Raw genomic sequence first — 21,349 nt, 5'->3', positions numbered from 1 at the left:
AGTCCGCGGCCGCGGTCGGACCCGCGGTGGCGTCCCGCCCACCGCGAGTGACCGGCACCGCGCGAATACGCTCCCGCGACAGCGAAATGGCACAATCGGCGCGATGAGCACCTACCGCGACCTCGCACACCGCGGCTCCGCACGAGCCACCGTCCTGCGGACCGTCGGCACGCGTGAGCGCCGTTCGCACCTGACGGCGCCCCGCGTCCCGACCGTCGGTATCGACATCGGCGGTACGAAGGTGATGGCGGGTGTCGTCGACGCCGACGGCAACATCCTGGAGACCCTGCGCACCGAGACGCCGGACAAGTCCAAGAGCCCCAAGGTCGTCGAGGACACCATCACGGAGCTGGTGCTCGACCTCTCCGACCGGCACGACGTGCACGCCGTCGGCATCGGCGCGGCCGGCTGGGTCGACGCCGACCGCAACCGGGTCCTCTTCGCCCCGCACCTGTCCTGGCGCAACGAGCCGCTGCGCGACCGTCTCGCCGGCCGTCTCTCCGTCCCCGTACTCGTCGACAACGACGCGAACACGGCCGCCTGGGCCGAGTGGCGGTTCGGCGCGGGCCGTGGCGAGGACCACCTCGTCATGATCACGCTGGGCACCGGCATCGGTGGCGCGATCCTGGAGGACGGTCAGGTCAAGCGCGGCAAGTTCGGAGTCGCCGGTGAATTCGGCCATATGCAGGTCGTCCCCGGCGGTCACCGCTGCCCGTGCGGCAACCGCGGCTGCTGGGAGCAGTACAGCTCCGGCAACGCGCTCGTGCGCGAGGCCCGCGAACTCGCCGCGGCGGACTCCCCGGTCGCGTACGGGCTCATCGAGCGCGTCAAGGGCAACGTTCCCGACATCACGGGCCCCCTCATCACCGAGCTCGCCCGTGAGGGCGACGCCATGTGCATCGAACTGCTCCAGGACATCGGCCAGTGGCTCGGCGTCGGTATCGCGAACCTCGCGGCCGCCCTCGACCCGTCCTGCTTCGTCATCGGCGGCGGCGTCTCCGCGGCCGACGACCTTCTGATCGGCCCGGCCCGCGACGCCTTCAAGCGCCACCTCACCGGCCGCGGCTACCGCCCCGAGGCCCGCATCGCCCGCGCCCAGCTCGGACCCGAGGCCGGTATGGTCGGCGCCGCGGACCTCGCCCGGCTCGTGGCCCGCCGCTTCCGCCGCGCCAAGCGCCGTCGCGTGGAACGGTACGAGCGCTACGAGCGTTACCACCAGGGTCAGGACTTCGGCCCCGGCCCGCAAAGCCCGGCGAGCGCCGCCGGCGAGAATCAGGGACCCAAGTAATGACCGTGCCCCGCCAGCCCTCGTCCCCCGACGAAGGGCAGCGCCCCCCTGAGAGCCGCCGGCGGGTCATACGCCGCCGCGCGCTCACGCTGCTCACGATCGTGCTGCTCATCGGCGTGCCCGCCGGCTATCTGGTGATCTCCGCGGACCAGAGCCGCAGCAGCGGCAAGGACAAGGAGGCCAAGTACTCCGCGACGGGCCTCACCATCGGCTGGCCCTCCAAGGTCCAGCGCCGGCTGTACCAGGTGCCGATCCCGGTCTCCTCCGCCAAGGGCGTCGCGTACTACGAGACGAACAACCTCAGGACGAGCCGCCTCTACGCGCGCTTCCGCACGACCGACGCGGGACTCGACAAGTTCCTGAAGACCATCGGTACCAGCTCGTCCCAGCTGAAGAAGGACGAGATGGCCATCAGCCCGCGCAACCAGAAGGTCGTCGGCTGGGTCTTCGACGGGCCCGGCCCGTACTGGGGCCTCACGCACAGACAGAAGAACCCCGAGCCGACCCTGGACATCGTGGTGAACCGCGCGAACCCCGCGAAGCCCTTCGTGTACGTGGTGTCGACGACGACGCCGTAGCTCCGGCGCGTGCCCGGCGCCGCCCACGGCCCCTCGCCGTCGGCGGCCTTCACGCCGTCTCCCCGAACCCTCTGCACCATCAGCCCCAGACGTACATCCTGTGCACACTCACGGGCCCCGCCCCGAACCCTCACAGAGCGACTGGATAGCGTGGAGCAAGTGAGTGAGACGAAGACACCTGCCCTCCAGTACCGCCTCGACGGCCCGGACGACGCCCCGGTGCTCATCCTCGGGCCCTCGCTCGGCACCACCTGGCACATGTGGGACCGGCAGGTACCCGAGCTCGCCCGGCAGTGGCGGGTGTTCCGTTTCGACCTTCCCGGGCACGGCGGCGCCCCCGCCCATCCGGCCGGTTCCGTGGCCGACCTCGCCGCACGGCTCCTGGCCACGCTCGACGAACTCGGCGTGCAGCGCTTCGGCTACGCGGGCTGCTCCCTGGGCGGCGCCATCGGCGCGGAGCTGGCCCTGCGCCACCCCCAGCGCGTGGCGTCCCTCGCGCTGATCGCGGCCTCGCCCCGCTTCGGCACCGCCGACGAGTTCCGCCAGCGCGGCGTGATCGTCCGTAGCAACGGCCTCGACCCCATCGCCCGCACCTCCCCCGAGCACTGGTTCACCAGCGGCTTCGCGGCCGCCCAGCCCGCCATCACCGACTGGGCCGTGCAGATGGTGCGCACCACCGACCCGGGCTGCTACATCGCGGCCTGCGAGGCGCTCGCGTCCTTCGACGTACGGGCCGAGCTCGGCTCCATCGGGGCCCCCACGCTCGTCCTCGTCGGCTCCGACGACCAGGTGACGGGCCCCGCCCAGGCGCGCACGCTCGTCGCCGGCATCCCGGACGCCCGGCTCGCCGTGGTGCCCGCCGCCTCGCACCTCGCCCCGGTCGAGCAGCCCGCCGCCGTCACCGACCTCCTCGTACGGCACTTCTCCACCGCCTGGCAGCCCGCGTACGAGACCGGGCAGCACGCGATCCCCGCCGCGCCCGTCAAGCCCGTCCTCGCGCCGCCGCCCCCGCCGGTCGCCCCCGTCGCGGAGATCGGCCCCACGGAGAGCCAGCCCGAGGCGGCTACCCGGCCCGACCGGCACGACCTGGGTCTCAAGGTGCGTCGCGAGGTGCTCGGCGACGCGCACGTCGACCGGGCCCTGGCCTCCTCGGACGCCTTCTCCGGCGACTTCCAGGAGTTCATCACCCGCTACGCGTGGGGGGAGATCTGGAGCCGGCCCGGCCTCGACCGCCGCATGCGCAGCTGCGTGACGCTCACCGCGCTCGTGGCCGGCGGCCACCTCGACGAGCTGGCCTTCCACACCCGGGCCGCCCTGCGCAACGGCCTCACCGCCGACGAGATCAAGGAGGTGCTGCTCCAGGCCGCCGTGTACTGCGGTGTGCCCGCGGCGAACTCGGCGTTCAAGGTGGCCCAGGCCGTGATCCGCGAGGAGACCACGCCGCAGGAGTAGCGGCCGCAGGAGTGGAAGACGGGCGCCGGGAGGGGCCGGACGCGGGCGGGGAGCGCAGGATGGTTCGTATGAAGCTCACGAAGAAGATCCATGCCTGCGTCCGCCTGGAGAAGGACGGGCGGACGCTCGTCATCGACCCGGGCGGCTTCTGCGAGGAGGACGCGGCTGTCGGCGCCGAGGCGATCCTCGTCACGCACGAGCATGCCGACCACTTCGACGAGGCCCGGCTGCGGGCGGCTCTCGACGCCGACCCGGCCACCGAGATCTGGACCCTGAAGTCCGTGGCCGACAAGATCTCGTCGGCGTTCCCGGGGCGGGTGCACACGGTCGGGCACGGGGACACGTTCGAGGCGGCCGGTTTCGACATCCAGGTCCACGGCGAACTGCACGCCGTCATCCACCCGGACATCCCGCGCATCACGAACGTCGGCTTTCTGTTGGACCACGGTCGCGTCTTCCACCCGGGCGACGCGTTCACCGTCCCCGACCAGCCCGTCGAGACGCTCCTCGTGCCGGTGATGGCCCCCTGGAACAAGATTTCCGAGGTCATCGACTACCTCCGCGAGGTCGGTCCGCAGCGCGCGTACGACATTCACGACGCGCTGCTGACCGACCTCGCGTGGCCCATCTACGACGGGCAGATCGGGGCGCTCGGCGGCACGGACAACCTGCGGCTGACGCCGGAGGAGTACGCGACGCTCTGAGCGTTTCCCGCCCGCGAACTTCCTTTACCGGCCGAGGAGTTCGACGACCTGGTCGGTCGTGGCGAGTTCCGCGATCCGCGGGAAGATCTTGCCGAAGCTGTGCTCGTGGGAGGCGGCGTCCGTGTCCGTCGTCGCGTCCTCGACCACGGTGAGGTGGTAGCTCAGCTCGAACGCGGACCGGGCGGTGGACTCGACGCCGATCGAGGTCGAGATTCCCGCGAGCACGATCTGGGTCACTCCGCGGCGGCGCAGCTGGAGGTCCAGCTCCGTCCCGGTGAAGGCGCCCCAGTGGCGCTTGGTGATCACGATGTCGTCGCCGAGCGGGCCGAGCTCGTCCGGGAACTCGGAGAACGCGGCGGGCGGCGCCTGGGTGAGCCCCGGGGCGGCCGACCGGCTCACCGGCAGGTCGCCGCCGTCGGGGGACCAGGCGACGCGGACCCGCACGACGGGCAGGCCCTTGGCGCGGAAAGCCTCCGCCAGCGTGACCCCGTTCTTCAGGACGGCGTCGGCGGGGTGCACGGTGGGCAGGCCGAGGATGCCGTTCTGGAGGTCGATGAGGACGAGGGCGGTGCGCTCGTCGAGAGTGGTGGCGGGCATGGGGGTGCTCCTTGCGGATCCGGGGGAGATGCTTCGACAGGCTAACTTTCGAGCAGGGAAACTTGCAAGGTAGCCTGCCTATCGCGCCCTGTCTGCGGGCCTGCGGGCCTGCGTGCCGGGCTGTCTGTTCGTCTGCGGCGGCCGCACCTGGGGTCGGCGGGCGTTGTCGTACCCGCCCGGTAGGTTGTGGGCATGCGGATTGCTACCTGGAATGTGAACTCGATCACCGCCCGGCTGCCCAGGCTCCTCGCCTGGCTGGAGAGCACCGGGACGGACGTGCTGTGCGTCCAGGAGACCAAGTGCACGGCCGAGCAGTTCCCCGCGGACGAGCTGCGCGAGCTGGGCTACGAGTCCGCGGTGAACGCGACCGGGCGGTGGAACGGCGTGGCGCTGATCTCCCGGGTCGGCCTGGAGGACGTCGTCACCGGCCTGCCCGGCGACCCCGGTTACGAGGGCGTCCACGAACCCCGCGCGATCTCCGCCACGTGCGGCCCCGCGCGCGTCTGGTCGGTGTACGTGCCGAACGGCCGCGAGGTGGACCACCCGCACTACGCGTACAAGCTCCAGTGGTTCGAAGCGCTCAAGGCGGCCGTCGCGGGCGACGCCGCGGGCTCCCGCCCGTTCGCCGTGATGGGCGACTACAACGTCGCGCCGACGGACGACGACGTCTGGGACATCTCCCTCTTCGACGGCGCCACGCACGTCACCCCCGCGGAGCGCGCCGCGCTCTCCGCGCTCCGGGAGACGGGCCTGTCCGACGTGGTCCCGCGCCCCCTGAAGTACGACCACCCCTTCACGTACTGGGACTACCGCCAGCTCGGATTCCCCAAGAACCGCGGCATGCGCATCGACCTCGTCTACGGGAACGAGCCGTTCGCCAAGGCCGTGAAGGACTCGTACGTGGACCGCGAGGAGCGCAAGGGCAAGGGTGCCTCGGACCACGCGCCGGTGGTCGTGGACCTGGACGTGTAGGGCGAGGTCGCTCCGGGGGCCGGAGGCGAAGGCCCGAACGCCCCGCGATCCGAGAGGCCCGGAGTCCTACGGCTTCAGCGCCCCCAGATCCACCGCCCGGGCCATCGCGTCGAGCCCCGCGTCCCCGGGGTGCAGGTGGTCCCCGCTGTCGTACTCGGGCCGGATCCGCGCGGGATGTGCCGGATCGCGCACCACGGCGTCGAAGTCGACCACCGCGTCGAAGTCGCCCCCGCTGTCCCGCACATACGCGTTGACGACCTCCCGCTCCCGGTCCGCCGCGGCCGTGCACAGGGTCTCGCCCTCGCACGGAGTGACCGTCGCCCCGACCACGCGCAGGCCCCGCGCGTGGGCGCGGGCGGCGATCTCCCTCAGCCCGGCGACGACCTGGGCCCCGGAGAAGCCGGCCCGTACGTCGTTGACGCCCTGGAAGACGACGACCGTGCGGGCCGACGTCTGGGACAGCACGTCACGGTCGAGGCGGTGCAGCGCGCTCACGCCGCCCGTGTCCGTGGAGACGCCGTCCCCCGCGTAGCGGTCGCCCGTCACCCGGTTCGCCGAGATCCCCTGGTTCAGGACCCCGTAGTGCGGCACCGCGTCCTGCTCGCGCAGCCGGGTGGCGAGAACGTCGGGCCAGCGGTGGTTCGCGTCCGGCGTCGACTTCACGCCGTCCGTGATGGAGTCGCCCAGCAGGACCACCGACCCGGGCCCGCCGCTCACGTCGACACCGGTGAGCAGCGGCCAGTACGTGATCGTCGACGTGTACGAGGCCGCCGAGGCCTCCGCCGCGTGATCACCCGGCAGGCTCACGTACGAGCGCTGGATCGCCTGGCTGTGCACCGGCGCCGTGGCGACCGTCTCCGGCAGATGGAAGCTGACCAGGAGATTCGCGCCCGCCGGCACATCGAAGCCCACCGCGTCGCTGAAGGCCTGTGCCCCCGCGGGGATCTCCGTACCCGCCGAGCCCCGGAACGTCAGCGGCACCGGGTCGGCCTCGGCCCCGGCGCCCGCCTCCTGCGCCGCCACCGTCGCGCTCCCGACCCGCACCGGCGCTGACGCGAACGTGTTGTCGAGCCGGATCCGCACGCGCGGCCCGCCCACGCTGGTGTGCACGACCAGCCGCACCGTACGGTCCGCCCAGGGCCCGACGGCCGTGTATCCGGCGGTGGACGCCGACCAGGTGCCGGTCCACCCCAGCGCGGGCGAGCGCACCGACAGGGCGAAGACATGCAGATCGGGGGCGCCGGGGTCCAGGGGCAGGTCCACGGAGGAGATCGCGCGTCCCTTGGTCACCGGCACGGTGACGACGAACAGGCGTGTCTTCTCGGTGAGTTGGCCGTCGGGCGTGTTGCGGTGGGGAAGCGCCACGGACTTGGTCGCGAGCGGCCCCGTACGCCAGTCGGGTGCGGTGAGGCGGTACGTGGAGCGCGAGCCGTCCCGGTAGCGCACGGTGCCCGAACCGGTCGCGTCGCCGCCGGTTCCGGCCACCAGGAAGGCGAGCGCGTCGCCCCGGCCGTGCACGCGGACGCGCTGGCCGTCGGCGCGCACGTTGTCGGGGCCCGTCGACGCCGTGCGCGGCCAGGTGAGCCGGGCGCCCTCAACACCCAGGGCGCGCCCGGGAGTCCAGCCGGCCGCCGTCAGATCCCCGGCGGACAGCGAGCTGCCCGAGCCGTCGAAGTCGGCCTCCTGGGCCCGGTCGTCGGCGCTGACCGCCCTGTTGTCGAAGAGCCGCTCCAGGGGGAGCGGCTCGGGTCTGTGCGGGGTGGCCTGCGCGACGGCGGTGGGGGCGAAGCCCGTAAAGAGCGCCAGAACAGCTGCCGTTCCCCAGACGCGTCGGCGCACGACCGACTCCCTCCGCTGGTGGGTGAGACGTGACAGGTGCGCCATGAAGCTAAAGACGGGACGGGTTCGCGTCAATGAGCCGCGTGCGAACGTGGCCCGAACTCTCCGTGCCGGGGCTCCGCGCGCCCTGTGGTGCGACGGCCTGCGGGGATGTCAGGGTGAGTGGTATGAACATCCCTTTCTTGGACAACTGGCGCAAGAAGCACGGCTCCGCTTTCGGAGTGGCCGTCTTCACCGAGGGTGACGGCGGGGCCGAGGGCGTCGCGGAGCTTCTCTCCGAGTGCGAACTGTTGCGCTCGCAGGCGCACGAGGCGGGGATCGAACTGGACGACACCGTCGCGTCGTTGGAGGCACTCGACCAACTGGTGCCGCGTTGGCGCGAGGACGAGGAAGCGCTGCCGTGGCTCGGCAACGACGCGGGCCTGTACCTCGGTACGGTCCTCGTCCGCCGGGTGCCGGGCGCGCGGTGGGTGATCTGGCCCAACGGGCAGCCGGTGGTGCGGCTCAGCTCCGGCCGCGAGGTCGACGTCGTCGCCGCGGGCCACGAGTGGGCGACGAGCGGGGCTCCCGAGCTGTCCCAGTTCTACGCCGAGACATCGGAGACGTAGACCCGCAAATACTGTTAATGCCCCTACGTGCGTGTCGTCGGTCACGTCCAAAATTGGCGCGGATAGTTTGCGCGGACCGACACAGCTGAGAGTGGGCAGGTCTGCCATGACCGTCGATCCGTTGATCGAGCTGCGTGACGTCAACAAGTACTACGGGGAGCTGCATGTCCTCCAGGACATCAACCTCACCGTCGGCAAGGGGGAGGTGGTGGTGGTCATCGGCCCTTCGGGGTCGGGAAAGTCGACGCTCTGCCGGACGATCAACAGGCTCGAGACGATCCAGTCGGGGGACATCAGGCTCGACGGCCGGCCGCTCCCGGAGGAGGGCAAGGCCCTCGCCCATCTGAGGGCCGAGGTGGGGATGGTCTTCCAGTCCTTCAACCTCTTCGCGCACAAGACGGTCCTGCAGAACGTCTCCCTCGCCCAGATGAAGGTCAGGGGCCGCAAGAGGGACGAGGCCGACAAACGCTCCCGCGAACTCCTGGACCGGGTGGGGCTCGCCTCACAGGCGGCCAAGTTCCCGGCCCAGCTCTCCGGCGGCCAGCAGCAGCGCGTGGCCATCGCCCGCGCCCTCGCGATGGACCCCAAGGCCCTCCTCTTCGACGAGCCGACCTCGGCGCTCGACCCGGAGATGATCAACGAGGTCCTCGAAGTGATGCAGCAGCTCGCCCGCGAGGGCATGACCATGGTCGTGGTCACCCACGAGATGGGCTTCGCCCGCTCCGCCGCCAACCGCGTCGTGTTCATGGCCGACGGCCGCATCGTCGAGGACCGCACCCCCGAGGACTTCTTCACCGACCCTCGCAGCGAGCGGGCCAAGGACTTCCTCTCCAAGATCCTCAAGCACTGACGGGGGTGGACCGATCCATGCTGCGCAAGACACGTGTGTTCCGTGCCGTCGCCACCCTCGCGCTCACCGCCCTGGCGGCGGCCTGCGGCAAGGAGGGCAGCCCGCCGACCAAGGGCCCGTCGGACGCGCAACTGCCCAAGTACCAGGTGGCACAAGGGTTTGAGCTGCCCGACTCCAAGACATGGCGCAAGGCCAAGAAGCGCGGGCACTTCGTCGTGGGGGCCAAGGAGGACCAGCCCTATCTCGGCGAGAAGGACCCGGCGACCGGTGTCTACTCCGGCTTCGACATCGAGATCGCCAAGATGATCTCGGCGTCCCTCGGCTTCGCGCCCTCGTCGATCTCCTTCAGGACGATCGCCTCGGCCAACCGCGAGACCGCCCTGCAGAACGGGCAGATCGACTACTACGTGGGCACCTACACGATCAACGCCAACCGCAAGAAGCTCGTCGGCTTCGGCGGCCCCTACTACATGGCCGGCCAGTCGCTCCTCGTCCGCACTGACGAGCACGACATCAACGGACCGCAGGACCTGGACGGCAAACGCGTCTGCTCCGCGGCCGGCTCGACCCCCTACCAGCGCATCCAGAAGGACTACCCGAAGGCGGTGCTCGTCGCCTACGACACGTACTCGGTCTGCGTCGACAACCTGCTCACCTACCAGGTCGACGCCGTCACCACCGACGACGCGATCCTGCTCGGCTACGCGGCCAAGGTGCCCGACGAGCTCAAGGTGGTCGGCAAGCCGTTCTCCAAAGAGCCCTACGGCATCGGCGTACCGAAGAGCGACAACGCGCTGCGGTTCGCGATCGACACCGCGCTCCAGACCCGCGAGAACGACGGCGACTGGAAGAAGGCGTACGACGCGACGCTCGGCCTGTCCGGAGTGCCCGCGCCCAAGCCGCCCCCCATCGACCGCTACCCGGCGAGCTGAGGAGGCCCGGTGGACGTACTGACCAGCAATTTCTCCACCTTCGCCAAGGGGTTCCTCGGGACCGTCGAACTGACCGTCTACGCCTCGATCCTCGCGCTCGTCCTCGGCTTCGTGATGGCGTCGTTCCGGGTCGCGCCCGTCGGATCCTTCCGGGCCTTCGGGACGGTGTGGGTCACGGTCCTGCGCAACACCCCGCTGACCCTGCTGTTCTTCGCCGTGCTGCTCGGCCTGCCGCGCTTCGGACTCGTGCTGCCCTTCAAGGTGTTCGCGATCCTCGCGCTCGGCTGCTACACCTCCGCGTTCATCTGCGAGGCGCTGCGGTCCGGCATCAACACCGTGCCGAGGGGACAGGGCGAGGCGGCCCGCAGTCTCGGCATGACCTTCGGCCAGACGCTGTCGATGGTGGTGCTCCCGCAGGCCTTCCGGTCCGTCATCCCGCCCGTCGGCTCGACCCTCATCGCCCTCGCCAAGAACTCGGCGATCGCCGGCGCGTTCAGCGTCAACGAGCTGCTCGGCACCTACAAGACCCTCAGCGAGCTGGGCTACAACATCATCTGGACCTTCTTCTGGATCGCCGTCGGTTACCTGATCATCACCCTCACCATCAGCGCGATCTTCAACCTGCTCGAGAAGCGCTGGGGAGTTCCCCGATGAAAGCTCTCGCCCACGACGCGACGGCCCTCTACGACGTACCGGGACCGAAGACCGAGCGCCGGCACCGGCTGTACGGGGTGCTGTCCACGCTGATCGTGCTCGGCCTGCTCGCCTGGATCTTCTACCTCCTGTTCGACACCGACCAGTTCACGTACACGAAGTGGATGCCGTTCGAGTACAAGGGCATCCAGGAGCTGCTCCTGCGCGGGCTCGGCAACACGCTGAAGGCCTTCGCCCTCGCCGCGGTGCTCTCGCTCGTGCTCGGGACCGTCCTCGCGGTGGGGCGCCTGTCCGTCCACCGGCCGGTGCGCTGGCTCGCGACGCTCGTCGTGGAGTTCTTCCGCGCGATGCCCGTCCTGGTGATGATCTTCTTCATCTTCGTGGCGCTGAAGGTCCAGCCGCTGCCCGCCCTCGTCGCCGGGCTCGCCCTCTACAACGGCTCGGTGCTCGCCGAGGTCTTCCGCTCCGGCGTCAACTCCGTCGAACGCGGCCAGGGCGAGGCCGCGTTCGCGCTCGGCATGCGCAAGACCCAGGTCATGACGCACGTCCTCGTGCCGCAGGCCGTGCGAGCCATGCTGCCCGCCATCATCAGCCAGCTGGTGGTCGCCCTGAAGGACACCTCGCTCGGCTATCTCATCACCTACGAGGAGTTCCTCCACGCCGGGAAACTCATCGCCTCGAACCTCGACTACGATTTGCCCTTCATCCCCGTGGTGATGGTGATCTCTCCGATCTACATCGGGATGTGCATGCTCCTTTCGTGGTTCGCCCAGTGGGTGTCCAAGCGCCAGCGGCGCAACCCCAAGGTCGAGGCGGCCGAAGTCGCCCCGGCCGAACCGGGGACGCTGCTGCCGGGGGTGCAGTAGCAAGGGCTCCTTGCACAGACCACAGGGCCATGCCCGCCCGGCAGCAGCCGGAGATCACTGCCTGCGCAGGGGGATCGACACGTATGACGGGTCGTCCTTCGGCGAGGAGAAGGTCAGCTGCGCGCCGGTCGGGTTGTGCTCGATATAGAGCGGGTCGACCGTGTCGACGACCAGGGCGAGCCGGTGCCCTGCCGGGACGTCGTAGGCCGTGGAGAACAACTCCAGGTCCACGCCGAACGGAGCACCGGGTGTCTTGCCGTGGAAGGTGTACGGCGCGTTGCTGACCAGCTTGCCGAGGCCGAGCGGGCCCACGTCGTAGAGGTACGCGACGAGGGTTCCGCTCTCCTTGGTCGGGGTGAGCGTCGTGTGCAGCTTCGCCGTCCCGCGCACAAGCTGTTCGGACGTGTACTTCTCCGACTGCCACACGCCCGCCCAGCGGCGCGGCAGCAGTGGCACCGAGGCCGTCGGGGGCAGTCGCAGGAACTGGTCGAGGATGTTCGACAGTTCCAGGATCCCGCCGTCGGCGCCCGAGTCGACGTTCGTGTGGATCGTGGTCGTGCCCGTGAGGGCGATCTTCTTCTTCGTCGCGCCGACCGACTTCCAGTCGGGGTAGCTCTCGTACGCTCCGGTGGAGCGGGACTTGATGCGGACGGGGAGCTCGCGGTCGACGCCGTTGTCGTCGCCCTTGAGGTAGTGGTCGAACCAGCGGTGTGTGTCCTGCCACGTGTCGTTGGGCAGCCCGAGCAGTCCGGTCGCCTCGGCCGTGGCGTGGTCGCCGGGGCGGAACTCCAGGCGCTTGGGTGTGGTCAGCTTCTCGTAGAAGTCCGCGTACTGGTTGGGCGGGAAGATGGTGTCGCCCCAGGCGTTGCCGAGCAGGATGGCGGCGCCGTTCTTGTTGATGCTGTCGATGTACGTGTCGGGGGAGCGCTTCTTGCCCCACGCGATCATGTCGTCCTCCTTGGCCAGGTTCGAGCCGAGGAAGTCCTTCATGACCTGCTGGAGTTCGGGGCTCGGGCGGCCCGTGAGGTAGCCGGCGCCGGACAGCAGGGCGGCGGCCTGGAAGTGCTGGGTGCGGCCCGAGTAGATCGAGTCGATCAGGTCGCCCCAGCCGCTGAGCGCCGCCACGGCCTTGATGCGCTTGTCGTGTCCCGCGGCGAGCAGGCTGATGCCCGCGCCGTAGGAGACGCCCGCCATGCCGACCTTGTCCGGGTCGGCCCGGGTGTTCGCGAGGGCCCAGTCGATGACCTTCGAGGCGTCCTCGATGTCCTCGGGGCCGCCGACCTCGATCTCGCCGCCGGACTGCCAGAAGCCGCGCGAGTTGTAACTCACCACGACGTAGCCGGAGTCGGCGAGCTGCTTGGCCTGGGCGAGGTACTCGACCTGCGGCAGGGCCCAGCTCGTGGGGAGCACGACGACCGGGTATCTGCGCGAGGTGTCGGAGGGGGCCACGACATTGGCCTTGAGGACGGTTCCGCCGGCGCCGCTGATGTCGACGAAGCGCACGCCCGGCCCCGGCGCCGCCTGCGCGGCGGGGGCCAGACCGAGTGCCGCCCCGGCGATCAGGGTCGCGGACGCGGCGCCAACAGTGGTCGTACGCAGCGCTCTGCGCGGGTGTCCCACGGGTCACTCCTCACTCGTGTCAGTGCAAAGTGACCCGACGGTAACCGTGGTGTCTTACCGTAGGTAACCCGTCGGTAAGTTACGTACGGGTAACGATATTTAGCTGTTCAACGGCGTCCGCCGGACGGCAGGCCGGGCGTGCGTCACTTCGCCCGGTGCGAGGAGGCGCGGGGCGTCGCCGCCGGAGCCGGAGCCTGGGCGGCGCGGGTGACGTCACCGACCAGCTCGACCACGTCGGGGCCGTACGCCTGGGAGTTGACGACCTTCAGAAGGAGCGCGAACGCGTTCCCGCCGTGCTTGCGGGCCAGGCGCTCGTGGTGGCGGGCGAGATAGCGGGTGGCCGCCTGGTTGGTGACCGGCAGCTGGCCGCAGAAGAGGAAGACGGGGCGCGAGCCCTGCCCCTGGCCCGCCGTCAGCCGGGCGAGCAGCACGTACTCCGTGATCCCCGGCTCCAGGCGGTAGCGCTCGCTGCCTATCTGGAACGCGCCGCGGTCGGGGCCGGGCTCCGGGTCCGTGTTGACGCGTACGCCCGGCAGAAGGCTGTGCATGTGGGCGGCCATCCGGCGGTTCGACGCCGGTCCGCCCACGCAGAACTCCGTGCGCTCCCCGAAGCCCTGCTGGGCCGTGTCGTGCGCGACGACCTGCGCGTGCGCCCCGCAGTCCTTGATGATCGCCGAGAGTTCGAGCAGGGCGAAGACGTCATGACGCTTCACCGTCAGTTCGGGGCCGCCCGCGTCGCGGTTGACCACGAGGAGCGACTCGGAGTTGTCGGGCAGCCCGAAGAAGGCCTGCCTGCGGCGGAGTTTGCGCTTCCACAGGTAGGTGCGGGCGAGCCAGCCAAGGGCGGCGCTGATCCCGGCTGCGATCACGCCGAGGACGATGTTGCGCACGTCTTCCGTCATGGGGGCGCATGGTAGCGGTCGGGCGGATCCTTGTTCGAGGGGGTCCTGACGCCATCCGGAACTGAAGTTACGCTGCGCGGACGGCTGTTGACTGGAGGTACGGATGAGACGTCCTGTTGCGCGGCAGATACGAAATCGGCGAAGCCGGCGAAATCTGCGGAATCTCTCGGGGCTGGCCGTCGCGGCCACGCTGGTGACGGTGGGCGCTGCCGCGCCTCCGGTTTCCCCCGCGTCCGAGGCCCATGACGCGCCCGCGCAGAAGGTGCCGCTGGCCGTCGGCTACGGGGGCGCGGTCTCCAGCGTCGACGCGGACGCGTCCGCCGCCGGCATCGAGGTCCTGCGCAAGGGCGGCAACGCCGTCGACGCCGCCGTCGCCACGGCCGCGGCGCTCGGCGTCACCGAGCCGTACTCGGCGGGCGTCGGCGGGGGCGGCTACTTCGTGTACTACGACGCGAAGACCCGCAAGGTGCACACGATCGACGGCCGGGAGAGGGCCCCGCTCACCGCGGACTCGGGACTGTTCCTGGAGAACGGCAAGCCGCTCGACTTCAACGACGCGGTGACGAGCGGACTGAGCGTCGGGACGCCGGGCACGCCCGCCACCTGGCAGACCGCGCTCGACACCTGGGGCAGTGAGCGCCTCGGCACGGTGCTGCGGCCCGCGCAGAAGCTGGCGCGGGACGGGTTCACCGTCGACGGCACGTTCCGCTCCCAGACCGAGGCGAACCAGGCGCGGTTCAAGGACTTCCCGGCCACGGCCGAGCTGTTCCTGCCGGGCGGCGCGCTCCCCGTGGTCGGCTCCACGTTCAAGAACCCCGATCTCGCCCGCACCTACGAGGAGCTGGCGCACAAGGGCGTCGGCGCCATCTACCGGGGGGACATCGGCGAGGACGTCGTACGCGCCGTGAACAAGCCGCCCGTGGACCCGGCGTCGGGCCGGGTCGCGCGGCCCGGCAAGCTGTCCGTCAAGGACCTCGCGGCGTACGCGGCGAAGCTCCAGGCCCCGACGCGGACCTCGTACCGCGGGCTCGGTGTCTACTCGATCGCGCCGTCGTCCTCGGGCGGCACGACGGTCGGTGAGGCGCTCAACATCCTTGAGCGGACGGACCTGTCGAAGGCCACGCAGGAGCAGTATCTGCACCGCTACATCGAGGCGAGCCGGATCGCGTTCGCCGACCGCGGGCGCTGGGTCGGCGACCCCGCCTTCGAGGACGTGCCGGCGAAGGAGCTGCTCTCGCAGCGGTTCGCCGACTCGCGGGAGTGCCTCATCAAGGACGACGCGGTCCTGGCGAGCCCGCTGGCGCCCGGCGACCCGCGGCACCCCGGCACGTGCGGTGAGCCGGGTGACAAGGCCGCCCCGACGACGTTCGAGGGCGAGAACACGACCCATCTGACGGTCGCCGACAAGTGGGGCAACGTCGTCGCGTACACGCTGACGATCGAGTCGACGGGCGGCAGCGGCATCACGGTCCCGGGGCGCGGCTTCCTGCTCAACAACGAGCTCACGGACTTCTCGTTCGCGCCGGCCAACCCGGCGGTGCATGACCCGAACCTGCCGGGGCCGGGCAAGCGCCCGCGCTCGTCGATCTCCCCGACGATCGTGCTCGACCGGCACGACCGGCCGGTCGTGGCCCTCGGCTCGCCCGGTGGCGCGACGATCATCACGACCGTCCTGCAGACGCTGACCGGCTTCGTCGACCGCGGGCTGCCCCTGGTGGACGCGATCGCCGCGCCCCGCGCCAGCCAGCGCAACGCGGCGGCGACGGAGCTCGAACCGGGTCTGTGGGACTCGCCGGTGCGGGCGCGCCTGGAGGCGCTCGGCCACGTCTTCAAGCAGAACCCGGAGATCGGCGCGGCCACGGGTGTGCAGCGCCTGAAGAACGGCGAGTGGCTCGCGGCGGCCGAGAAGGTGCGGCGTGGCGGCGGCTCGGCGATGGTGGTGACGCCGGCCTCCGGCGGCTGACCGAACGTGCGGTGAGGGGCCCGTGGGTCTCGCCGGTTGACGGGTGATCGACGTCAACTGGCGGGAGCCGCGGGCCTCTTGGTGCATTCGAGGGGTTGACAGGTACCTGAGGTGACGCGAAATTTGGGGAGCCAGAAGGTAAGGGAACTTTCCTAACAGAATGCGGTGGTCGGCGACACCGGCCCGGACGAGATCATCGGCGAGGCGTCCTACGCCACCGCGAAGGCCCTCGGCATCGACCCGGACCCGGAGACCGGCGGTACGGACTCCGGCGTCACGTACATCGTGTTCAAGAACAACCAGACGTCCCCGATCGAGAGCCACGACGCGGCGGTGACCCTGGGCGACTCCCTGGCGAGGAAGTTCCTGCGGGACAACTGAACGAGTCCCGCCAGGACGACTCAAGGGGTCCCTTCAGGGCAACTGCGGACGAAGGTGACGCCCCTGCCCCAGAGGGCCTCCTCCAGGTTTACGCTGCGCTGTCGCGTGCTCGTTCGAATGCGTCGACGGGACAGTGCGGCCCGGGGGAGGGTCGCCGGACGAGGGGGGCCTCGCAGGTGCACAGCACCATGGAACAGACCGTTCAGCCATGCCCGCAGTGCGGGACGGAGATCAGGACCGACCGGCGGTTCACCACGTGGTGCTCCGCGTGCGACTGGAACGTCGACCCGGTCGGGCCGGACGAGCGGCCGGGCCGCGTCGAGAGGGTGCGGCGCGGCATCGCCCACCGTTACGGTGAGCGGCTGCTCGACGAGGTGACCCGCGGGCAGTCGCCACGGCCACGGCGTGACGTGGCGGGCGTCCTCGCCTACACCGTCGCGCTGTGCGTGCACGGAGTGACGGTCGCTCTGTTCGTCGCGGCTGTGCTGCTCGTGACGCTCGGCTGGGGCGGTGCGCTGCCCGTGCTCGGTGCCTTCCTGCTGGGTCTCGCCTGGCTGCTTCGGCCCAGGTTCGGGCGGCTTCCCGATGAGGTTCCCGTACTGCACCGGGCCGACGCGCCCCGGCTGTTCGCCCTGATCGACGAGGTCGCCGCCTGCGCGCCGACCTCCGGGGTGCACGCCGTCGCGGTCACGGCCGAGGTGAACGCGAGCGTGAGCACGTACGGGGTCCGGCAGCGCCGCTTGCTCACCCTCGGGCTCGGGCTGTGGGAAATCACGACACCGCAGGAGCGCGTCGCGCTGCTCGGGCACGAGCTCGGCCATTTCGCACACGGCGACACGCGCCACGGCGTGATCATCGCCAACGCGCTGCACTCCCTGAACTCCTGGCGCTACCTCGTGGCGCCCATCAGCAACCCGAGTGGTCTCGAAGTAATCCTCAACGCCCTCTACTTGCCGCCGTTCCTCGCCGTCCAGGGCGTGACGATGCTTCTCGACCAGTTGACGCTGCGTGCCGCGCAACGCGCCGAGTACCTGGCCGACGCGACCTCGGCCCGCACCGCCTCCACGGAGGCGGCGGTGACCCTCCAGGACCGTCTCCTCGTGTGCGGTTCGGCCGAGACCTGGCTGCTGCGAGAGTCCAACGCGCGCCAGGTGCGCGGCTCGGCGAAGCGTGAGCAGCCCGAGCGGGGTCTGTGGGACCGCCTTGCCGCGTACATCGAGTCGATCCCCGAGGGCGAGTACGAGCGCAGGCGCCGGGTGGGGGGCCTGCGGGGTCACAGCGTCGACGCGACCCACCCGCCGACCCACCTGCGCCGCGCCTGCCTCCTCGCGAGGGCGGCCGAACCGGCCGCGGTCCGCGTCGATGCCGCTGCGGTGGCCGCCATCACCGCTGAGCTGGCCGACGCGCGCCACGTGGTGGCGCGGCGCGTGCTGCGCGGCTAGGGCCTGTCGTTCGGATCGGGCCTCACAAGGCGGCGAGGCCTGATTTGAACGGAAGCCCCAGCGGTCTTTGCCGCACCTCCGCCCGGCGGAAGGCATCCGCCGGGACGTGCCCCGGGCGCGCCCCGCTCACAGTGCCGTCAGGATGCGCGGCCCCGCGTCCGTGATGGCCACCGTGTGTTCGGCGTGGGCGGCGCGGGTGCCGTCGCCCGTGCGCAGGGTCCAGCCGTCCGGGGCCGCGTAGTAGTCGTCCATGCCTCCGGCGATCACCATCGGCTCGATGGCGAGCACCATGCCGTGCTTGAGGCGCATGCCCCGGCCCGCCCGTCCCTCGTTCGGGACGGCTGGGTCCTCGTGCATCGCGCGGCCGATGCCGTGCCCGCCGAAGCCGTCCGGGATGCCGTACCCCTCCGCCCGGCACACCCTGCCGATGGCGTGGGCGATGTCTCCGATCCTGTTGCCGACGACCGCCGCCGCGATGCCCGCCGCGAGGGCGCGCTCCGCCGTCTCGATGAGGTGTACGTCCTCGGGCCGCGCCGTGCCGACCGTGAAGCTGATCGCCGAGTCCCCGGCCCAGCCGCCCAGTTGGGCGCCGAAGTCGGCCGACAGCAGGTCGCCGTCGCGCAGCCGGTACCCGTCGGGGATGCCGTGCACGATCGCGTCGTTCACCGACGCGCACAGGACCGCCGGAAAGGGGGTCGGGGCGAACGAGGGGCGGTAGCCGAGGAAGGGAGAGCTCGCGTCGGCCGCGCGCAGCACGTCGTGCGCCACCGAGTCCAGCTCCAGGAGCGAGACCCCTACGGCCGCCTTCTCGCGGACCGCCGCGAGCGCCTGGGCCACGACCCTGCCCGCTTCTCGCATCTCGTCGATCGATGTGTCTGTCTTGAGTTCCACCATGCCAATTACAATACCGGTATTTGAATGGGGCTTCTGCCAGTAGACTGGGCGCATGGTCCGAACCCCCCTGACCCCCGAAGAGCGCGAGCGCGGCGAGCGGCTCGGGCTGCTGCTGCGCGAGGCCCGGCGTGGGCGGAGCATGGTCGAGGTCGCCGCGAGCGCGGGCCTGTCCGCCGAGACGCTCCGCAAGATCGAGACCGGCCGTGCGCCCACCCCCGCCTTTTTCACGGTCGCGGCCCTCGCCCGGACCCTCGGCCTCTCCATGGACGAGATCGTGGCGAGCTGCTCACCGGTGACCGTCTAGCTGCGGCGAGTGAGGACGGTGCCACTCCGGAAAAGCGCCCGTAGCCCCCTCGAAACACGAAGGGTGTTTTCTTCCGAACCGGAAGACTCCACTTTGCGGAGGGATCGGGCGGCGTGTGATGGAAGTGGAACAACTCCCCGACCGGGTCCGGGAGTTCGCGGTGTACCTGCGGAACCTGCTGGCCCGGCTGGACCAGGACGCCGGCTGGTGCGGCATCTTCTGGCAGCGCGACCCCGACGGGATGCGGGTCTGCCTCACGGGCGCCGAGGTGCCTCCCTGGGATGTCGTGGAAGCCCTGCTCGAGGACCTGGGCGGGGGCGGGGGGTCCCACGGGGCCGAGATCGAGGCGGAGACCGAACGGGCCCGTGTCCTGCACCGTGCCTCGCTCACCGCGTTCGACGCGCGGCCCGGCGGCCGTGACCTGCTCGGTGACCGGCTCGACGTGATGCTCCGTGAGCAGCGGTACGCCGCCGAGCGCCAGGTGGAACTGGCCCGGCTCCTGCGGACGGCCGACGCGCGCGAGCAGGCGGAGGCGGTGCGTCTCGACCTGGCCTGGGCGCGCGACGACCACGAACGCGCGACGGCCCGCTGCGCGGAGCTCCACCGCAGGATCGCGGACCTGGACCGCCAGGCGCCGCCGCCACCCGTGCCCGTACCGCAGCAGCGCCGGCGGCCGGAGCCGCCCGAACCTCTGGGGCGCTCCAAACCGCCCAAGGAACGCAAGCGCCGCCCCCGCGGCAGCGCCCGCTTCGCCGGGATGCTCGACGAGGCCGCGCCCGCCGCCGACGCGCCCCTGCCCGCCGCCCTCGCCGCGCAGGGCCTGCTACGGGACTCCGCCGCGAGCCCGCGCGGCGCCCGGTTCGCCGGAGCCGCCGAAGGGGAGGCGACGGCGCAGCCCGCCCCGCAGCACCTCGACAGTGAGGCGCGCGCCGCCATCGCCACCTGCGTCGGCACCCTTCAGCGGCTGCGCGCCGAGGGCCGCGGCGGGGAGGCGCACGGCGTGCTCGTCGAGGCCGCCCACTGGCCCGCAGCCCGATTCCCGCTGCTCGCCGCCGAGTTGAACCGCGTGGGCCTCGGTGCCGACTGGGCGACCCTGCTCTGGGAGACGGCCTCGCTCCCGGCCGACCTCCTCGTGGCCGCCGCCGACGCGCTCGCCGCCGCGGGACGCACCGCCGACGCGCAGCAGATCCTGCGCCAGGGGGTGGCCCGCCCCGCCACCGAGATCGGCGCGTCCGTGCTCCGTCTCGCCGACGAGGGCCGTCATCGCGAGACCCGCGCGCTCCTCGACGCGTACGTTCGCGTACGCACCCCGGAAGAGGCCGCCCGCAGTGTGCGGGACGACCCCGGGCGCCTCGTCCCGCTCCTCGTCGAGGCGGCGCGCGGCGTGTCCGACGAGCGGTACTGGGACGTCGTGCACGCGCTCAGAGTCGCCGGGTTTCACGCGTAGTCCGGTCGCTTCTCACCCGCACGGGTGCGAAACATGATCGATTCCGCCGGTTAACGGCGATGGTCTTGGCAAGGCCGCCGGTGAGGCTTACGTTCGTCCCTCTACGGCCTGTGTCTACGGGCGTAGAGGCTCTCTGACGTCCCCCCGGCGGGGGCAACAGGCAAAGGAGCGGCACATGGCCCACGTCGTACGCGCCGCGCTGGTCCAGGCGACCTGGACGGGCGACACCGAATCCATGATCACCAAGCATGAGGAACATGCGCGGGAGGCAGCCCGGCAGGGCGCCCGGATCATCGGCTTCCAGGAGGTCTTCAACGCCCCCTACTTCTGCCAGGTCCAGGAGGCGGAGCACTACCGCTGGGCCGAGCCCGTGCCGGACGGGCCGACCGTGACCCGGATGAAGGCGCTGGCCCGCGAGACCGGGATGGTCGTCGTCGTACCGGTCTTCGAGGTCGAGCAGTCCGGGTTCTACTTCAACACCGCTGCCGTGATCGACGCCGACGGCACGTACCTCGGCAAGTACCGCAAGCACCACATTCCGCAGGTGAAGGGCTTCTGGGAGAAGTACTACTTCAAGCCGGGAAACCTGGGCTGGCCGGTCTTCGAGACCGCCGTCGGCCGCGTCGGCGTCTACATCTGCTACGACCGGCACTTCCCGGAGGGCTGGCGACAGCTCGGCCTCAACGGCGCCCAGCTGGTGTACAACCCGTCCGCCACGAGCCGCGGCCTCTCGGCGTACCTGTGGCAGCTGGAGCAGCCGGCCGCGGCCGTCGCGAACGAGTACTTCGTCGCCGCGATCAACCGCGTCGGCGTGGAGGAGTACGGCGACAACGACTTCTACGGCACGAGCTACTTCGTCGACCCCCGTGGGCAGACCGTGGGCGACGCCGCGAGCGACAAGGAGGAGGAACTCCTCGTACGGGACCTCGACTTCGGCCTCATCGACGAGGTACGCCAGCAGTGGGCGTTCTACCGGGACCGCAGGCCCGACGCGTACGAAGGGCTGGTGCAGCCATGACCACTGACACTCGTGAAGGAGCCGACGAAGGGACCCGT

General features: G+C 70.9%; 20 protein-coding genes and 1 pseudogene. 16 read left to right on the top strand and 5 right to left on the bottom strand.

Annotated elements, in window-relative coordinates:
- The first annotated feature begins 103 nt into the window (after positions 1–103).
- The 4 genes from ACFC96_RS01975 (at position 104) to ACFC96_RS01960 (ending at position 4,022) form a co-directional block, all read left to right on the top strand.
- Positions 104–1,288: an ROK family glucokinase gene (locus ACFC96_RS01975; RefSeq protein WP_376251371.1), complete on the top strand. Its 1,185-nt coding sequence runs from the start codon at positions 104–106 to the stop codon at positions 1,286–1,288.
- Positions 1,288–1,866 (top strand): sugar kinase, encoded by a 579-nt coding sequence (locus ACFC96_RS01970; protein WP_376251373.1) that lies wholly within the window; start codon positions 1,288–1,290, stop codon positions 1,864–1,866. The genes ACFC96_RS01975 and ACFC96_RS01970 overlap by 1 nt, the downstream gene beginning before the upstream one ends.
- A 159-nt stretch (positions 1,867–2,025) precedes the next feature.
- A complete protein-coding gene (gene pcaC / locus ACFC96_RS01965) occupies positions 2,026–3,318 on the top strand; it encodes a 4-carboxymuconolactone decarboxylase (RefSeq protein ID WP_376609619.1) in 1,293 nt (430 codons plus the stop codon).
- A 68-nt stretch (positions 3,319–3,386) separates the two neighbouring features.
- Positions 3,387–4,022, top strand: coding sequence for an MBL fold metallo-hydrolase (locus tag ACFC96_RS01960; RefSeq protein ID WP_340459644.1), 636 nt, complete (start codon positions 3,387–3,389; stop codon positions 4,020–4,022).
- A 24-nt stretch (positions 4,023–4,046) separates the two neighbouring features.
- Here the strand turns inward: ACFC96_RS01960 and ACFC96_RS01955 are convergent, their stop codons facing one another.
- Positions 4,047–4,619, bottom strand: a complete 573-nt coding sequence (locus ACFC96_RS01955) for an isochorismatase family protein (RefSeq protein WP_376609617.1) — start codon at positions 4,617–4,619, stop codon at positions 4,047–4,049.
- Positions 4,620–4,811: 192 nt separating this feature from the next.
- Between ACFC96_RS01955 and ACFC96_RS01950 the strand changes: the two genes are divergently transcribed.
- Positions 4,812–5,591, top strand: a complete 780-nt coding sequence (locus tag ACFC96_RS01950; RefSeq protein ID WP_376251379.1) for an exodeoxyribonuclease III — start codon at positions 4,812–4,814, stop codon at positions 5,589–5,591.
- Between the two features lie 66 nt (positions 5,592–5,657).
- Here ACFC96_RS01950 and ACFC96_RS01945 read toward each other — a convergent pair whose 3' ends face one another.
- Positions 5,658–7,475 (bottom strand): SGNH/GDSL hydrolase family protein, encoded by a 1,818-nt coding sequence (locus ACFC96_RS01945; RefSeq protein WP_376609615.1) that lies wholly within the window; start codon positions 7,473–7,475, stop codon positions 5,658–5,660.
- A 122-nt stretch (positions 7,476–7,597) separates the two neighbouring features.
- On the opposite strand from ACFC96_RS01945, the gene ACFC96_RS01940 reads away from it, so the two are divergent.
- The 5 genes from ACFC96_RS01940 to ACFC96_RS01920 all read left to right on the top strand — a co-directional run bounded on the left by ACFC96_RS01940 (position 7,598) and on the right by ACFC96_RS01920 (position 11,340).
- Entirely contained in the window at positions 7,598–8,038 is a 441-nt protein-coding gene (locus tag ACFC96_RS01940) for a DUF6278 family protein (protein WP_376251383.1), read from the top strand.
- A gap of 106 nt (positions 8,039–8,144) precedes the next feature.
- Positions 8,145–8,888 carry an amino acid ABC transporter ATP-binding protein gene (locus ACFC96_RS01935; RefSeq protein WP_376251385.1) on the top strand — a complete coding sequence of 248 codons (744 nt, stop codon included), beginning with the start codon at positions 8,145–8,147 and terminating at the stop codon, positions 8,886–8,888.
- A 17-nt stretch (positions 8,889–8,905) separates the two neighbouring features.
- Positions 8,906–9,820: a glutamate ABC transporter substrate-binding protein gene (locus ACFC96_RS01930; RefSeq protein ID WP_376609613.1), complete on the top strand. Its 915-nt coding sequence runs from the start codon at positions 8,906–8,908 to the stop codon at positions 9,818–9,820.
- A gap of 9 nt (positions 9,821–9,829) precedes the next feature.
- A complete protein-coding gene (locus tag ACFC96_RS01925) occupies positions 9,830–10,474 on the top strand; it encodes an amino acid ABC transporter permease (RefSeq protein ID WP_376251389.1) in 645 nt (214 codons plus the stop codon).
- Positions 10,471–11,340 carry an amino acid ABC transporter permease gene (locus tag ACFC96_RS01920; protein WP_376609611.1) on the top strand — a complete coding sequence of 290 codons (870 nt, stop codon included), beginning with the start codon at positions 10,471–10,473 and terminating at the stop codon, positions 11,338–11,340. The genes ACFC96_RS01925 and ACFC96_RS01920 overlap by 4 nt, the downstream gene beginning before the upstream one ends.
- Before the next feature lie 54 nt (positions 11,341–11,394).
- On the opposite strand, the gene ACFC96_RS01915 is transcribed toward ACFC96_RS01920, so the two are convergent.
- A complete protein-coding gene (locus ACFC96_RS01915; RefSeq protein WP_376609609.1) occupies positions 11,395–12,960 on the bottom strand; it encodes an alpha/beta fold hydrolase in 1,566 nt (521 codons plus the stop codon).
- 143 nt (positions 12,961–13,103) lie between these two features.
- On the bottom strand, positions 13,104–13,862 hold the full coding sequence (locus ACFC96_RS01910; protein ID WP_165914593.1) for a hypothetical protein: 759 nt from the start codon (positions 13,860–13,862) through the stop codon (positions 13,104–13,106).
- Positions 13,863–13,965: 103 nt separating this feature from the next.
- Here ACFC96_RS01910 and ggt point away from each other — a divergent pair, with 103 nt between their 5' ends.
- From ggt to ACFC96_RS01895, 3 genes and pseudogenes are all read left to right on the top strand, one after another.
- Positions 13,966–15,825: a gamma-glutamyltransferase gene (ggt, locus tag ACFC96_RS01905; RefSeq protein ID WP_376609607.1), complete on the top strand. Its 1,860-nt coding sequence runs from the start codon at positions 13,966–13,968 to the stop codon at positions 15,823–15,825.
- Between the two features lie 162 nt (positions 15,826–15,987).
- Positions 15,988–16,206, top strand: a pseudogene (locus ACFC96_RS01900) (glycoside hydrolase family 75 protein); the annotation flags it as partial.
- 188 nt (positions 16,207–16,394) lie between these two features.
- The gene (locus ACFC96_RS01895; RefSeq protein ID WP_376609605.1) at positions 16,395–17,648 is read left to right on the top strand and encodes a M48 family metallopeptidase; all 1,254 of its coding nucleotides are present in this window, start codon (positions 16,395–16,397) and stop codon (positions 17,646–17,648) included.
- Positions 17,649–17,774: 126 nt separating this feature from the next.
- On the opposite strand, the gene map is transcribed toward ACFC96_RS01895, so the two are convergent.
- Positions 17,775–18,542 (bottom strand): type I methionyl aminopeptidase, encoded by a 768-nt coding sequence (gene map / locus ACFC96_RS01890; protein ID WP_376609603.1) that lies wholly within the window; start codon positions 18,540–18,542, stop codon positions 17,775–17,777.
- A 52-nt stretch (positions 18,543–18,594) separates the two neighbouring features.
- Between map and ACFC96_RS01885 the strand changes: the two genes are divergently transcribed.
- The 3 genes from ACFC96_RS01885 to ACFC96_RS01875 all read left to right on the top strand — a co-directional run bounded on the left by ACFC96_RS01885 (position 18,595) and on the right by ACFC96_RS01875 (position 21,311).
- Positions 18,595–18,846: a helix-turn-helix domain-containing protein gene (locus ACFC96_RS01885; protein WP_227298150.1), complete on the top strand. Its 252-nt coding sequence runs from the start codon at positions 18,595–18,597 to the stop codon at positions 18,844–18,846.
- A 118-nt stretch (positions 18,847–18,964) separates the two neighbouring features.
- A complete protein-coding gene (locus ACFC96_RS01880; RefSeq protein ID WP_376609910.1) occupies positions 18,965–20,293 on the top strand; it encodes a hypothetical protein in 1,329 nt (442 codons plus the stop codon).
- Positions 20,294–20,468: 175 nt separating this feature from the next.
- Positions 20,469–21,311, top strand: coding sequence for a nitrilase-related carbon-nitrogen hydrolase (locus ACFC96_RS01875; RefSeq protein WP_376609601.1), 843 nt, complete (start codon positions 20,469–20,471; stop codon positions 21,309–21,311).
- Positions 21,312–21,349 lie beyond the last annotated feature (38 nt).

The organism is Streptomyces sp. NPDC055955 (assembly GCF_042270245.1).
Classification (GTDB): Bacteria; Actinomycetota; Actinomycetes; order Streptomycetales; family Streptomycetaceae; genus Streptomyces.
This window is presented reverse-complemented; position numbering and strand designations above follow the sequence as displayed.